We start from the raw sequence: 15,283 nt of genomic DNA, 5'->3' as shown, positions 1-15,283 counted from the left end.
GCTAGATTATCATTGAAGAATTCTATAAAATAAGAAGAGAGGAAACAGGATGAATCTGCATCATTCCAATGGTTAATAAAAAGGATATCAGAGAAGAGTCAGGATGAATTTTTACATATAGGAAGGGCTGGAAGAATTGAAAAAAAATAAGAGAAAAAGAAAGACGCATGTTCCCGTTCGGATGAATTTGCTGTTTTTTGCCGTGTTCTTATTATTTTCTCTTCTTGTTCTTAGACTTGGACTTGTTCAGATTGTGAATGGGGAGAGCTATAAGAAAGAAGTGGAAAGAACAGAGGACGTAGTGGTTAATACAGGTGTACCACGCGGGAAGATGTATGACCGTTATGGCAATGTAATCGTGGATAACGTTCCACTCAATGCCATTACTTACACTCGTGCAAACAATACAAAGATCGAGGAGATGATCGAGGTTGCCTCCAAACTTTCTGAGTATATCAAAAAGGATACGGGTGACGTCACGGAAAGGGATAAGAAGGATTATTGGTTAATCAATCATAAAGAAGAAGCGGATGCCAAAGTCTCTGCTTCGGAAATCAAAAAACTTCAAAACAATGAAGACCTTTCTGAGGACGATGTGAATAAAAAAGTTTATCAAATGAGATTGGACCGTATCACCGACAAAGAACTTGCATCTCTTACTGATAAAGATTTAGAAATCATCGCTATTTACAGGGAATTTTCAAGTGGATATGCATTGAATCCACAAATTGTGAAAAATGAAGAAGTCACACCTCAAGAATTCGCAGCGGTCAGTGAGCACTTAAGTGAACTTCCAGGTGTCAACACAACTACGGATTGGAAGCGTTCATATGTATTTGATGATACGCTAAGAACCATTTTAGGAAATGTATCCTCTGCCAGGGAAGGACTGCCGAAGAATCTGGTAGATTCATATTTAGCCCAGGACTACAACCGGAATGATCGTGTAGGGAAAAGCTACGTAGAATTAGAATATGAAGATGTTCTTCAAGGACAGAAAGAGCAAATTAAAAATGTGACAAAAGGCGGAAGTGTGCTGGAGTCAGTCCTTGTGCAACAAGGACAGAGAGGGAAAGATATCGTCCTGACCATTGACATGGAACTTCAGCGTGAAATAGAGAAGATCATTGAAGAAGAATTAAGTAAGCAGATTGTCAATCGTAATGCATCACCGAATTTGGATCGTGCATATGTTGTCATGATCGACCCAAATACAGGTGAAATCCTGGCCATGGCGGGAAAACAATATGTAAAAAATCCCGAGACAGGAAAATATGAAATGCGGGATGCTGCACTTGGAACCTTTACCTCTTCCTATGAAGTGGGATCAGTTGTAAAAGGCGCGACCGTACTTACAGGCTATATGACAGGTAAATTGACACCGGGAGAAGTATTGATCGATGAACCGTTAAGAATCAAAGGGACGAAACCGAAGACTTCATGGTTCAATAAATATCAGCAAATTCCCATGACCGATTTATACGCACTGGAGAAGTCATCCAATGCTTACATGTGGAAAGTTGCCCTGAAAATAGCGGGTGGCAGATATGTGCCGAACGAACCGATCGTGAATAATCCTGAAGCCTTCGATATCTTTAGAAATCACTACGCTCAATTTGGCTTGGGTGTACCGACGGGCATCGACTTACCTGGAGAATCTGCCGGACTGACAGGGACCAAGACAGACCCAGGTTTCTTGCTAGATTTGGCTATAGGACAATTTGATACGTATACGACCATGCAGCTGGCTCAATATGTTTCCACCATCGCCAATGATGGTTATCGTGTACAGCCTCATATCATGAAGGAAATAAGAGAACCTACCAATGAAAAGGATAGTCTCGGTCCTATCTTGTTTGAAAAAGAAACAAATGTGCTGAACCGCATCGACGCTACGCAGGCACAGATTGAACATGTTCAAGATGGGTTTTACCGTGTTTATCATAATCCTGAAGGAACGGGTTATTTATTCCATGATGCTCCATACAATGCGGCAGGTAAATCGGGTACAGCCGAAACATATGTAGATGGTGAATTAAACTATAACACTACCTTGATCGGATATGCACCGTTTGACAACCCTGAAGTAGCCTATGCTACGCTGGTTCCAGCATCGCATATCCAAGCAAGCGGCGTGGCGGATCCGTATGTAAATAAATACATCTCCAGACGGGTGATGGATAAGTACTTCGAGTTAAAGAAAGAACGTGCAGAAAAAGTGAAAGACCCAACATCGGTTAACAAGAAAGTGGAAAATGCAGAAGAAGCGGAAGAACAGATGAAAGAAGAAAGAGAAGAGAATAACTAATAAAAAAAGCTGATTTATGGGAAAATTGTTCCATAAATCAGCTTTTTTTTGACATGAATACAGAAAAATTTGATCGATTTCATTGTGCAATTAAGGAATGAGAGCTTTTTTTTATAAGGGTACATAATTCATTAAGCATTATACAATACTAGTCCTATAAGGTTTTTTGCAGTTATGAACCGCGGGATCATGAAGAAAAATGTCGAATTTACAAAACCTTTACAATCGATTAAAACACAATTAACACTCATCTATTAATCTATAACTCGTAGGACAAAACAACCAATATTTTAGGGGGAATTAAAGAATGAAGAACTTCAAGAAATACGGTCTGCTTTTAATCATCGCAACGCTAGTAGCATTTGCCGCTGCATGTGGGAACGGAAGCAGCACAGACGAAAATGCTGGAGACGAAAAAGAAGGTTCAGAAACAGCTTCTGGTTCAATCGTAGTTTCAGGTTCTTCTGCAATGCAACCACTTGTTGCAGCAGCAGCTGAAGAATTCATGGCAGAAAATCCGGATGCAGATATCCAAGTTAACGCTGGAGGATCTGGTACAGGATTATCCCAAGTTTCTGAAGGATCAGTTCAAATCGGTAACTCGGATGTATTCGCTGAAGAAAAAGAAGGAATTCCAGCGGACGAGTTAGTTGACCATAAAGTAGCGGTTGTAGGTATGACAGCTGCAGTTAATCCTAATGTTGGTATCGAAGAAATTTCTAAAGAAGATCTTAAAAAAGTATTCACTGGTGAAATTAAGAACTGGAAAGAGCTTGGTGGTAAAGATCAAAAGATCACACTTGTAAACCGTCCTGATTCTTCTGGTACACGTGCTACATTCGTTAAATTCGGTCTTGATGGAGAAACTCCTGCTGAAGGAATCACTGAAGATTCTTCAAACACTGTAAAGAAAATCATCAGCGAAACTGAAGGAGCAATCGGTTACCTTGCATTTTCTTACTTCACAGATGACAGTGTAACTCCACTTGCAGTTGATGGTGTAAAACCAACTGACGAAAACGTACAAAAAGGTGATTTCCCAATTTGGGCATATCAACACTCTTACACTAAAGGTGAAGCTGAAGGTTTAGCTAAAACATTCCTTGATTACATGATGAGTGAAGATGTTCAAACTGGTTTACTGAAAGACCAAGGTTACATTGCTTCTACAAAAATGGAAGTAGAACGTGACGCTGAAGGGAAACAAACGAAGAAGTAATTGAGTTGCAATGAAATAAATTGATAGGGTAAATGCGAATGGGCATTTACCCTATTATCTCGTATTTAGGGGTGTTTACGGATATGGAAAATAAGCTACCTGCCTCAAAGAGGCTGATCAAAAGTAATAAATCTTGGATGAACGGTGAATTTAAGGGAAGATTCTTAGTGACATTAAGCGCAGTCATCATGATTGCCGCAACAATATCCATTACCATTTTCTTAACTTCAAAAGGTTTACAATCATTTATTAAAAATGGTGTAAGTCCAATTGAGTTCTTAACCAGCCCGGATTGGAAGCCTACAGGCGAGAATCCAATGTATGGTGCTCTCCCGTTCATTTTCGGTTCCTTTGCTGTTACAATTCTTTCTGCTTTAGTTGCAGCACCGCTAGGTATTGGAGCAGCTATCTTTATGACAGATATCGCTCCATCATGGGGAAGGAAAATCATGCAGCCGATTGTAGAACTCCTTGTCGGGATTCCATCAGTTGTTTATGGATTTATAGGGCTTACAGTGTTGGTTCCGTTTATTCGAACGAATACTTCCGGTATCGGTTTCTCATTGCTTGCCGGAATGATCGTATTATCAGTGATGATATTGCCTACTATCACGACCATTGCGACGGATGCCATGAGTTCGTTGCCTAAAAGCCTTCGCGATGGCTCATATGCATTAGGGGCAACAAGATGGCAAACCATAAGAAAAGTATTAATCCCTGCAGCATTGCCAACTTTATTGACAGCTGTAGTACTAGGTATGGCGAGAGCATTTGGTGAAGCATTGGCTGTTCAGATGGTCATCGGAAACACCAGAGATCTTCCTCAAAGTATAGTAGATGCGTCGGCAACATTGACAACGATCATTACGTTAAATATGGGACATACAACTTATGGAAGTGTGGAGAATAACACGCTATGGTCCATGGGACTTATTCTATTAATTATGTCTTTCGTATTTATCTTATTAATCCGCTACTTATCATCTAGGAGGAAAGTCTAATGAATAGTAAGAGAGCAGACAAGATAGCTACAGGTATTTTCATTGGAATAGCAACGGTCATTATTGCGCTTTTAGTGGCACTATTTTCTTATATATTGATTAAGGGCCTTCCTTACGTAACGTGGGATTTCCTTACAACCCCATCAAGTGCTGTTCGCGCCGGTGGTGGAATCCGTGACCAATTATTCAATTCATTCTATATCTTGATCATCACTATGATCATTACGGTACCACTTGGAGTCGGCGGAGGCATTTATATGGCTGAATATGCAAAGCCGGGTAAAATCACGAATACAATCCGTTCATGCATTGAAGTATTGGCATCGTTGCCTTCTATTGTCATCGGAATGTTTGGATTATTAGTGTTTGTTAATACAACAGGCTGGGGATATACCATTATAGGGGGAGCACTGGCACTTACGGTATTTAACCTTCCTGTATTGGTTCGAGTGAGTGAAGATGCCATCAGGGGAGTACCCCGGGAGTTGAAAGAAGCTAGCCTTGCTCTTGGGATCACCAATTGGCATACAGTGAAAACCGTCCTCATACCTGGAGCATTCCCATCTATTTTGACGGGGGCTATCCTTGCATCGGGACGTGTATTCGGTGAGGCTGCTGCGTTATTATTCACAGCCGGCCTATCGACTCCCAGGTTGAACTATATGGATTGGAATCCAGTTTCACCTACATCACCTTTAAATCTATTCAGACCGGCTGAAACCCTGGCTGTTCATATTTGGTCTGTCAATACTCAAGGTTTAATCCCTGATGTAGACGAAAAAGCAGCAGGTGCATCAGCCGTCTTGATTCTTTCGGTCTTGATCTTTAACCTTGGTGCACGGTTCATTGGAAGCTACATTCACAATAAAATGACAGCGACAAAATAATAGAAGGTGTGATAGTACATGTCTGTTCAATTAGAAATGAAACAGAAGCGCTCTTCAAGAGTAGCGGATAGAATCAAAAAAGAGACCATCATCGATGTTCAGAATTTAGACTTCTATTACGGTGATAATCACGCAGTGAAAAATATTAATATGGAAATCGAAAAAAATGCTGTAACAGCGTTAATCGGCCCTTCAGGTTGCGGGAAATCCACCTTCTTAAGAACGGTTAACCGCATGAATGATCTAGTGCCGATCGCCCGCGCAGAGGGGAAAATCATGTATGAAGATGTCAATCTTCTAGGTAAGGACATTGATGTAGTAGCTCTTCGCAAAGAGATCGGGATGGTTTTCCAAAAGCCGAATCCATTCAGTAAGTCCATTTATGAAAATATTGTTCATGCACTGAAATTTTCTGGAGTTAAGAAGAAGAGTGTGCTCAATGATCTTGTAGAAGAAAGTTTGACTAAAGCGGCACTTTGGGATGAAGTAAAAGACCGCCTTCATACTTCAGCACTGTCACTATCAGGGGGACAGCAACAGCGTCTATGTATTGCAAGAACGATTGCTATGAAACCGACTGTCATGTTATTGGATGAGCCTTGCTCGGCGCTTGATCCAATCTCAAATGCAAAAATAGAAGAATTGATCACCGAATTGAAGAAAGAGTACACGATTATCATTGTCACCCACAATATGGGGCAGGCATCCCGTGTTTCTGACAAAACGGCATTCTTTTATAATGGAGACTTAGTGGAATTCGATCAAACCGAAAAGATTTTCACCAATCCATCAGAAAAGAGAACAGAAGACTACATTTCAGGGCGTTTCAGTTAATCATTTAGTTGGAGGGGTTTCGAGTGGCAGTAGCAACAACGAAAAAAACGGCATTTAACGTTAATGACTTGAATTTATGGTATGGCAATAACTATGCGTTAAAAAATATTACATTTCCTATATATGATAAAGAGGTAACAGCTATCATCGGGCCATCAGGATGTGGAAAATCGACATTCGTCAAAACATTGAACCTAATGAATCGTTCTGTTCCCGGGATAAAAATGTCCGGTGAAATCAATTATGACGGAACGAATATCCTTTCCGACAAAGTTGATTTGGTTGAATTGAGGAAGAAAGTCGGGATGGTATTCCAAAAAGGGAATCCGTTTCCTCAAAGCATCTATAACAACATTACATTCGGACCGAAAGTACATGGGGTTAAAAAGAAGAAAGAGCTTGATGAAATTGTCGAGTCCACTTTAAAGAGTGTTGCGTTATGGGATGAAGTAAAAGATCGATTGGATGCCCCGGCCATGGGCCTTTCAGGTGGTCAACAACAGCGGCTTTGCATTGCCAGAGCGCTCGCTACCAAACCTGACATCCTATTGATGGACGAACCAACGTCTGCATTGGATCCGATTTCCACCGTCAAAATTGAAGAGTTGATCGGTGAGCTAAAGAAACAATATACCATTGTGATTGTCACTCATAATATGCAGCAGGCAGCCAGGGTTTCTGATAAAACGGCATTTTTCCTATTAGGGGACTTGATTGAATTAGATGAAACCGATAAAATATTTTCTAATCCCACTGACAAAAGAACGGAAGATTATGTGTCGGGTCGATTTGGATAATACGCACAGATTAAAAAAGGTTCTTCATCATTACTTAGCAAAGGGGAATAAGTATGGCGATAAGAAGAAATTTTGATAACAATTTAAAAGAGTTGAAAGACAAGCTTTTTGATATGGCTGATCTTGCTAAAACGTCTTTAAAAGAGTCTGTGGTCGCCTTAAAGACACAAGACATTGAAAAGGCAGAGGAAATCATCAAAAAGGATCACGTGATCAATCAATATGATAATGAAATTAACAACCTTGCCATTATATTAATCGCAAAAGAATCACCTGTTGCGACAGACTTGCGAAAAATCATCTCGGCATTAAGAATCTGTTCGGAAATCGAACGAATCGGGGATATGGCGACGAATATCGCGAAGTCTACGCTGCATATAGGGAATCAAAAATTGATCAAACCGATTGAAGAAATCCCTAGAATGCTCTCGATTGCTGAAGAAATGCTTGAAGAAGCGTTGACGGCTTTCTATACAGAGGATGCTTCCATGGCGAAAAAAGTAGCGGATCGGGATGATGAGGTTGATGAATTATACGGTCAATTAGTTAAAGAACTGATGACCTATATTCCGAACTATCCAAATGAAATCAGCCAAATCACTCAACTGGCCTTTACGTGCAGATATATCGAACGCGTAGCGGATCATGTGACGAACATTTGTGAAAATGTCATTTTCTTAGTCACTGGCGAACGTTTTGATTTAAATAACTAAGTTTTTTGCGTCCCTTCAAATGAAGAAGGGACGTTTTTTTTGTTTCTATTAACAGTCCTTCGGTTCAATTTGTAAAGATTATATTAAGATAATGTCGAATCTATAGAAAAAATGGGTATTTTGGTACATATTCTTAATAGATATAAAGTTTTACATACAGGAGGATACAATGCTGAAAATATCTATTCCCTTTAGGAAATATGTACTGAGAATGAAAGAAAATCGATTTTTAGCCCGGATGTCATACCATCATTCAATAAGAAATAAACTTGCCTACACGTTCCTATTGAATGCCATGCTGTTTATATCATGCGTGGGCTTGGCGCTCTTCAGTTTGAATCATTTGATGCAGGATATGCGATTTATGAAGGGTACAGGGGAACACTCTGTTGAAATCACAGAGTTAAGCAGGCTTATAAATGCGAAGGATATTCGGATTGCCGATTACATAACATTTTTAAATGATGGAGATGTGAAAGAATATCGTAAATTAAGGGTAGAGCTTAACGAGAAGACAAATAAAATCCTGAAAGATCTGGACAAGGAAGATCAAAAACTGATTCGGACATTCTCTCAGCATAATAACATGATCGATGAACTGTTCATCAAAGAAATTGCTCCAGCTGTCGTTCGCTTGGATGAAGATATTTATACAAATGCCCGGAAACAAATAAGTGTTCTTAGAGATGAAAATAATGAATTATTATTGAAGATAAGAGAGCGCACCCTCGAGCGGCAAAATTCTGTTATGAAGACGACTGAAAATAATATGAACTCACTTTTTTTCTGGTTGATTGGTTTTGTGGTACTTTCCCTGGTCGTGAGTGGTTTCATCGTAACGTTTGTTTCAAACAAGATAAATAGGAGCATAGGGAAAATCCTTACCGTTACCAAAGCTGTCGCACAGGGTGATTTAACCCAATCGGTTCCCCCTACCAGGAGCAAAGATGAGATTGGTCAGTTAAACTACTCTATCAGCCATATGGTAGAGCGTTTAAGGGAGCTGGTGTTCGCGATCAAAGACGGGTCTTCAACGGTCCAGAGCAATAGCCAGCACATAAAAACTCTCGCAGACTCCATCAATGCCTCTAGTCACCAGGTATCCGATTCAATGTATCGTTTATCGATCAGTTCCGATGATCAAGTGGCAGCAGCACATCAACTGAATTATCAGTATCAGACCTTCAATGATCAGGTCACTCAAGTGGAAATGAATGGGCACTCCCTGTCAGAGCTCTCATCGTACATGCAAGGAATCGCAGTAAATGGATTCGCATCCATGAATTCTACAACAGACCAAATTGAAATGGTGTATAAGAAAATAAAGAAAACATATGATCTTCTGGATAGATTAGAAAAGAGCGCAACCGATATCAGCAACCTGACAAAAATCATAAAGAAAATTGCCGATCAGACCAATTTACTTTCACTCAATGCTTCCATTGAAGCTGCGAGGGCCGGAGAAGCTGGTAAAGGATTTTCTGTAGTTGCAAATGAAGTGCGCAAGTTGGCACAAGACGTAGATTCCTCATTGGTCGAAATGAACCATAGCGTTCTGAATGTTCAACATATATCCAATGAAGTTTCCAGTTCTTTAAAAGATGGATATCAAGAGCTGGGTATCGGGAAGGAGTACATTCAAACGACAGGAGATCATTTTAAGGAGATGAAGGAACAAGTCTCTGGTATGGACGGAAATATCACGGATATTTCAGGCAGCCTGGAGCTATTAAAAGAATACATGAATCATATTCAAGGAGCATTTCAAAGCGTTTCTGCTGTCGGCAAAGAGTTTAACAACGGTACGATTACCATCAATTCTTCAGTCCAGGAACAAAATAGTTTGATTGAAACGTTATATGGGCAATCGGATGATCTAATCCAAAAAGCAGATCAGCTTTCTGAATTGGTTAAGACATTTAAGATGTAAAAAAACGGCCAACTCCGGAGTTGGCCGTTTTTTTATTTTATCCGACTTAAGAGTTTTTAATGACGGACAGGACTTCTTGTTTGGATAATGCGGATTGCTTTGTAATCTGGTCCACGTTCACGCCCTGCTTATGGAGTGAAATCACCTGATTTTTTATGATTTCGTTAACAGGATTCTTTTGAAATGTTATCTCTCCATCCATCATCAACTCTTCCTCCAGTACACTTATCCGCTTCTTCAGTTTATAGTTCTCCTGCAGGACATTCATCGATAGTTCTTCCATGTCTTTTTCAATATCACTATACCGATCCCGTTGGAAAAACGAAAGTGCTAGTAACAGGATAGAGAAGCTTACTAATCCAATGAATAGTAAATTCACTATATCACCCCATGCTGTATTTTTTCCTTCTTTATTTATAGCACAGTTAGGGCTCTAACTCTATATGGCAGCAGGATGAAATTGTGGGATAATCCAATATTTTGTCGAAAACAACGAAAGAAAAATGTCGCTATTAAAATGTAATCGCTTTATTATCATTTCAGAATAATAAATCTCAAAAAAAATGCAGGATGAATCCTATTATCACTGCATTTAACAAGATACGACAAAATGCGTTTATTGTAGGTTTTTCAATACGGTGTTACGATAAATTTAAGAATAATTGTCATAATATTTAGATTGGGATCATATAATATATGTTTACTCTTTGGGAGGAATTGTTTTGATAACAGAAATCATTAAATTGAAGGAACAAGGAGTGTCTTTCAGAAAGATTGCCAAAGAACTGAATACGACCGTTGGAAAAGTTCAGTATCAATGGGTGAAGTACCAGAAAGCATTGGAGAATAAACAGGAACCCCGGACGGCTAAAGTGTTGATGGAGCAGGATATACCTAAAAAACGTGTCGGAAGAGCTTCATTTGGCAGGCGGATGCCAAAGCAAAGGGCAAAGAATCCACGAGCTACAGAGTTGACGATCATGTTTTCAACTTCTTCGAGAATCTATTGTCATTGGAATATATCACAAGAATGGATCCGACTGGTAAAGGAACATTTTAAGATGAAATCCGATCCTCAGCCATTCGTTCTTCGATTATATGATATTACCTCTATTTCCTTTAACGGACATAATCAACATCACCATTCGGACTCCTACGTACCATTTACTGAAAGTGATTGGTTCGTAAATGGTTTGAAAGAAAATAGAAGTTACTGCATGGAAATCGGATTACGGCTCTCTTCAGGTGACTTCGTTGCATTCACCCGTTCCAATGTTCTTCATACACCAAGAACATCTCATCATCAGGAGTCTCATAGTATGAAAGAACTTATAGAATATGAGCAGGGATTGATTAAGGAACCGAAGTGGGTCGAACATGTGAGCACGTATTCGTATTATGTAACGAATGGAGGGGAAAAGGCATGACGGCACTTTCAAATATCATTGTTTACCCAAAGTTCAATGAACTTCCATTCTCTGATATTTATGAAAAGGAAGAAGCTCTTCTTTCATTACTTATGGAGAATAGTGAATTAATCGAATTTCTTGAAAGGCATGACGGACATTCCATTCCTGTGGTATTAAATCCTCTCTTTCTTTCCCTTTATATGAGTGAGGAGTTTAAAGAGCGGTCAACTGAAATGATCCAGGCAAATCTACTGCAATCAGGCCTACGTGATAAACAGAAGTGGCAGCTCATCTATTCACAGTGGTCAACCTGCGAAATGAATTTCGTACAAGCATACAAACAGCTCGCAGTACAAGGGAAAATAAGGATTATTCCTACGACGGTCAGTCCTTTTCCATTAACTCATTTCCGGACACCAAGAGCGATAGAATCCCAGGTAAGGATGAGTACGTTATTGTTCAAGCAATATTTCCAGATGATACCGGAAGGATTCTGGTTACCTCAAGCCGCTTATGTTCCGGGTATTGACCTTTACCTTACTCAGCAGGGAATACAATATAGCTTTATATCTTCCTTCTCCTACGAACATAGTGAGAAAGAACACGACAGTGGGGTCATCAGGACACCAAGGGGATTGAAGCTTCTCCCTATTTCAGAAAGTACAATAGAGGAGGGAATAGAAAGCGATCTCCCGCTTTCCATCCTTCAGATTAAAGAGCTTACAGACTATGATGCATTAACCGAGCTGGATGATGGGAGCTTGCATCATGAACTGGAAACCCATATGAAAAAACCTACTTCTCTATCAAGAGTGGGATTCGGATATCTTGGGATGGAGAAGCAAATCCCAATTATGCCTGATGCCTCTATAAGAAATAGTAGGAAGATTCATCGCATGGAGGAGCAGTTGGAGAACATTGTGAGCATGACAGATGAGGCTGAGTGGACTCATCAGCTCATAAGAGAATGGGTATCATCTCTGGAAGGGTTCAATGAGGAGGATGGAGTATCAACCATTCATTTTGACACCTTGTTTGAGCAAGTCAAGGACGGCCGGAAGGATGATCATTTCCTTCTTCATCGGAAAAGGTTGGTCCCTTTTCCTTCTGATGAAGTATTGGAGAAGCTTAATGCAGGTACGCGCGATGGGGTGGAAGGGAAGTATGATTCAGTCCTGATTCTCTCATGGGAATACCCACCTAATATCGTCGGCGGATTATCGAGGCATGTGTATGATTTAGCCAATAACCTTGTGAAAAAGGGAAAGCAAGTACATGTCCTTACAACCAAAGCAAATGATACACTTCCCCTGGAGAAGATGGAAGGGGTCACGATTCATCGGGTGCATCCCTTGCACCCTTATGAAGAAGATTTCTTTAAATGGGTATTCGATTTGAATCAGGCATTCATTCATTACGCTCATGACTTAGTAAAAGATGAAAGGATTACACATATTCATGCCCATGACTGGATTGTTTCAACATCGGCAATGAAGCTGAAAGAATACTACTCCCTTCCGCTCATCACTACCATCCATGCCACTGAACATGGCAGGAACCAAGGGATTTATACCGATTTGCAACATAAGATTCACAGAGAAGAACAGCTACTCATTTCTGCATCGGATCATCTAATCGTATGCAGTGAGCATATGAAAGAAGAAATTAAAAGCTTATTCACCATTGATGCGCCAATTGCTGTGATACCGAATGGTGTGGAACTGGAGAAACTGGATCAGTTTTCTTTGTATGATTCTCAGCAGCCCCAGATACCATATTTCTTTTCAATCGGAAGAATGGTGCATGAGAAAGGCTTTGATACCATCATCAGGGTAGCATCAAGGCTAAAGAAGGAAGGCCGGGACATCTCATTTGTCATAGCCGGGAAGGGTCCGATGCTCGAACATTATCGTCAGACTGTCATCCAGGATGAACTTTCTGATACCGTATCATTCGTCGGGTACATTTCTGATCGGGAACGGAACGACTATTTGAAAAATTGTCTGGCTGTTATCTTTCCTAGTTTGTATGAACCCTTTGGGATCGTAGCTTTAGAGGCAATGGCGTTCCGTAAAGGGGTTGTGGCATCCAATACGGGTGGATTGAAATCAATCGTAAAACATGAACAGACCGGCTTGTTATTTGAACCGAAAGATGAGACGAGTCTCTACACCCAATTGGTTTCGTTAATTGAAAACCCTAAAAAGTCGGAACAATTAGGCGGACTTGGATTTAAAATGGCAAAATCCATGTTCAGTTGGGATCGGATTGCAGACCAGACCATTCATGTCTATGAAGATGTCCTTCTTCAATCCAAAGTGGAAGGCATAAAAAGATGAAGGCGGTCATATTGGCAGGTGGAGAAGGGAAGCGATTAAGGCCCTACACGATGTCCATTGCAAAGCCCATGGTACCGATCCTGAATAAGCCGATTCTTGAATATAGCATTGATCTCCTTAGGTCTTATGGAATAAAAGACATTCTGATTACAACATGTTATAAAAGTGAAACCATTAAAGAATACTTCGGAAATGGGGAACGGTTCAATGTGAATATTACTTACCTGGAAGAAAGGTCCCCTCTTGGTACTTCCGGTGGTTTGTTCCTCGCCCGACACAGGTTGCGTGAACCGTTCCTTGTCTTAAGCGGCGATGCATTTACCAATATTCCCATTGATAAGGTCATAGAATTCCATTATGGGAAAAGAGCGGTCATGACAGTAGTATCTAAGGAAGTGGCAAATCCGAAAGAATACGGGATCTGTCATACAGATGAAACCCGAAAATTAGTCAACTTCATCGAAAAACCTGAAGAGTGGGTCGGGAATGAGGTCAATACTGGTGTATATATGATGGATCCGATGCTGCTTGATCGCTATGCCCATACCGGTGCCAGGGACTTTGGGCAGGATTTCATACCACTGATGCTTCAAAACAATGAAGAAGTATACGTGTTCAAGACCAGTGCATATTGGCGGGATATCGGCAACCCGGAAGAATACAAGGGTGCAAGGGACGATCTGATGAGGGGACATTTCTCTCCCCCTTCTTTCAAAAAAGCGTACCACCATTCAAGGGACTTTATGGAGCCTTTCATCACCCGGCTTCAGGTGGCGTGCCCAAATGGAAAAAAACCGGTGGTGTTAGCAAAACTGCTTGAGACGGTTCCCACTTCCTCCAACCAGAAAGAGATCGTGTTCGATCATAGAGATGGGGGGAGGACGAAGATTATCAGTGATCCAAATAGAGGATTCATCATATACTCCAAGGCAGATAGACGGAATCTTGCAAGGGAGCTTGCAAGGTATTATGGAAAGAAAATAAAAATCTGGCAAAAGGTGTAGAGGCTAATGAAGGATAATCCTATACGTACATTCCATATCCAAGGGATAGCCTGGAGTAAGAAAAATGACTATGTGCCCATATCCGGTCAATCACACGCCCTTAATGACATTAAAGTGAGTGTGAGGGAAGAAGTTGAGGGATGGGGGGATTCCTGCTTATTCGAAATGGAGAACACTTCAAAAGAAGACCGTCAATTAAAGGTATTCTTTCTGATTGAGTGGCTTGCATGCGCAGAAGATGGGGTGGGGGTACTTTCGCTGACAAAGGATACATTCTGGAATTACAGTGGCAAACATGTTGCGATTACCAATATCGTTTCCTGTGCCCAATCTGTAAAGAAAACCATTTATCCACTTAATCTGAAAGGACTTAAGTTATGGAAGAAATCCTTGAGTAATGGAAGCTTATATTACTATCCCATCACCAATGGCCGGAATATGATGGTGTACATGCTTGACTTTTCTTTCAAGCCTTTTGAAGTGAAACAGGGGAAAGTATATGCTATTGTTGGGGCTATGGAAGAAGAGGTCTCAAATTTAAGCGACAGAATAAAAAACGGACTAGCATTTCCAAGAGAAAAGTGATATTATAGAAAAGTCGTATGAATAGTAGATGATGTATATGTTTGGAGGGAAATTATAATGCGTGTAAACATTACTTTGGCTTGCACAGAAACTGGTGAGCGTAACTATATTACAACTAAGAACAAGCGTAATAACCCAGATCGTTTAGAGCTAAAAAAATATTGCCCGAAATTAAAGCGTGTGACTCTTCACCGCGAAACGAAATAAGCAGCCGGATTTTATCCGCTGCTTTTTTTTATGCTTTATTAGGTGAATGC

General features: G+C 40.4%; 14 protein-coding genes. 13 read left to right on the top strand and 1 reads right to left on the bottom strand.

Features of this window, described 5'->3' with window-relative positions:
- Positions 1-181 precede the first annotated feature (181 nt).
- The 8 genes from SLH55_RS00130 to SLH55_RS00095 all read left to right on the top strand — a co-directional run bounded on the left by SLH55_RS00130 (position 182) and on the right by SLH55_RS00095 (position 9,689).
- A complete protein-coding gene (locus SLH55_RS00130; protein WP_413787076.1) occupies positions 182-2,308 on the top strand; it encodes a peptidoglycan D,D-transpeptidase FtsI family protein in 2,127 nt (708 codons plus the stop codon).
- A 307-nt stretch (positions 2,309-2,615) separates the two neighbouring features.
- The gene (locus SLH55_RS00125; RefSeq protein WP_219169675.1) at positions 2,616-3,527 is read left to right on the top strand and encodes a phosphate ABC transporter substrate-binding protein; all 912 of its coding nucleotides are present in this window, start codon (positions 2,616-2,618) and stop codon (positions 3,525-3,527) included.
- An 83-nt stretch (positions 3,528-3,610) separates the two neighbouring features.
- Positions 3,611-4,528: a phosphate ABC transporter permease subunit PstC gene (pstC, locus tag SLH55_RS00120; RefSeq protein WP_257475171.1), complete on the top strand. Its 918-nt coding sequence runs from the start codon at positions 3,611-3,613 to the stop codon at positions 4,526-4,528.
- Complete coding sequence (gene pstA / locus SLH55_RS00115; protein ID WP_219169676.1) at positions 4,528-5,415, top strand: phosphate ABC transporter permease PstA; 888 nt, start codon at positions 4,528-4,530, stop codon at positions 5,413-5,415. Before pstC ends, pstA begins: the two co-directional genes overlap by 1 nt.
- Positions 5,416-5,451: 36 nt before the next feature.
- Positions 5,452-6,249 carry a phosphate ABC transporter ATP-binding protein PstB gene (gene pstB, locus SLH55_RS00110; RefSeq protein WP_257475173.1) on the top strand — a complete coding sequence of 266 codons (798 nt, stop codon included), beginning with the start codon at positions 5,452-5,454 and terminating at the stop codon, positions 6,247-6,249.
- A gap of 23 nt (positions 6,250-6,272) precedes the next feature.
- The gene (gene pstB / locus SLH55_RS00105; protein WP_226673145.1) at positions 6,273-7,046 is read left to right on the top strand and encodes a phosphate ABC transporter ATP-binding protein PstB; all 774 of its coding nucleotides are present in this window, start codon (positions 6,273-6,275) and stop codon (positions 7,044-7,046) included.
- Positions 7,047-7,099: 53 nt separating this feature from the next.
- Positions 7,100-7,759: a phosphate signaling complex protein PhoU gene (gene phoU, locus SLH55_RS00100; protein ID WP_219169679.1), complete on the top strand. Its 660-nt coding sequence runs from the start codon at positions 7,100-7,102 to the stop codon at positions 7,757-7,759.
- A gap of 169 nt (positions 7,760-7,928) precedes the next feature.
- The gene (locus SLH55_RS00095) at positions 7,929-9,689 is read left to right on the top strand and encodes a methyl-accepting chemotaxis protein (protein WP_219169681.1); all 1,761 of its coding nucleotides are present in this window, start codon (positions 7,929-7,931) and stop codon (positions 9,687-9,689) included.
- 46 nt (positions 9,690-9,735) lie between these two features.
- On the opposite strand, the gene SLH55_RS00090 is transcribed toward SLH55_RS00095, so the two are convergent.
- Positions 9,736-10,068 carry a hypothetical protein gene (locus tag SLH55_RS00090; RefSeq protein ID WP_320322264.1) on the bottom strand — a complete coding sequence of 111 codons (333 nt, stop codon included), beginning with the start codon at positions 10,066-10,068 and terminating at the stop codon, positions 9,736-9,738.
- Between the two features lie 343 nt (positions 10,069-10,411).
- Between SLH55_RS00090 and SLH55_RS00085 the strand changes: the two genes are divergently transcribed.
- The 5 genes from SLH55_RS00085 to rpmG are packed head-to-tail and all read left to right on the top strand — an operon-like array spanning position 10,412 to position 15,233.
- Positions 10,412-11,116, top strand: coding sequence for a DUF4912 domain-containing protein (locus SLH55_RS00085; RefSeq protein WP_320322263.1), 705 nt, complete (start codon positions 10,412-10,414; stop codon positions 11,114-11,116).
- Complete coding sequence (locus SLH55_RS00080; RefSeq protein ID WP_320322262.1) at positions 11,113-13,437, top strand: glycosyltransferase; 2,325 nt, start codon at positions 11,113-11,115, stop codon at positions 13,435-13,437. The genes SLH55_RS00085 and SLH55_RS00080 overlap by 4 nt, the downstream gene beginning before the upstream one ends.
- Positions 13,434-14,441 carry a nucleotidyltransferase family protein gene (locus tag SLH55_RS00075; protein WP_320322261.1) on the top strand — a complete coding sequence of 336 codons (1,008 nt, stop codon included), beginning with the start codon at positions 13,434-13,436 and terminating at the stop codon, positions 14,439-14,441. The genes SLH55_RS00080 and SLH55_RS00075 overlap by 4 nt, the downstream gene beginning before the upstream one ends.
- Positions 14,442-14,447: 6 nt before the next feature.
- Positions 14,448-15,026: a hypothetical protein gene (locus SLH55_RS00070; protein WP_219169691.1), complete on the top strand. Its 579-nt coding sequence runs from the start codon at positions 14,448-14,450 to the stop codon at positions 15,024-15,026.
- A gap of 57 nt (positions 15,027-15,083) precedes the next feature.
- Positions 15,084-15,233 (top strand): 50S ribosomal protein L33, encoded by a 150-nt coding sequence (gene rpmG, locus SLH55_RS00065; protein ID WP_064091498.1) that lies wholly within the window; start codon positions 15,084-15,086, stop codon positions 15,231-15,233.
- Positions 15,234-15,283: the final 50 nt, after the last annotated feature.

Source organism: Rossellomorea sp. YZS02 (assembly GCF_033963925.1).
Lineage (GTDB): Bacteria > Bacillota > Bacilli > Bacillales > Bacillaceae_B > Rossellomorea.
The sequence above is the reverse complement of the archived record's forward strand: the minus strand, read 5'-3'. Positions and strand labels throughout refer to the sequence as shown.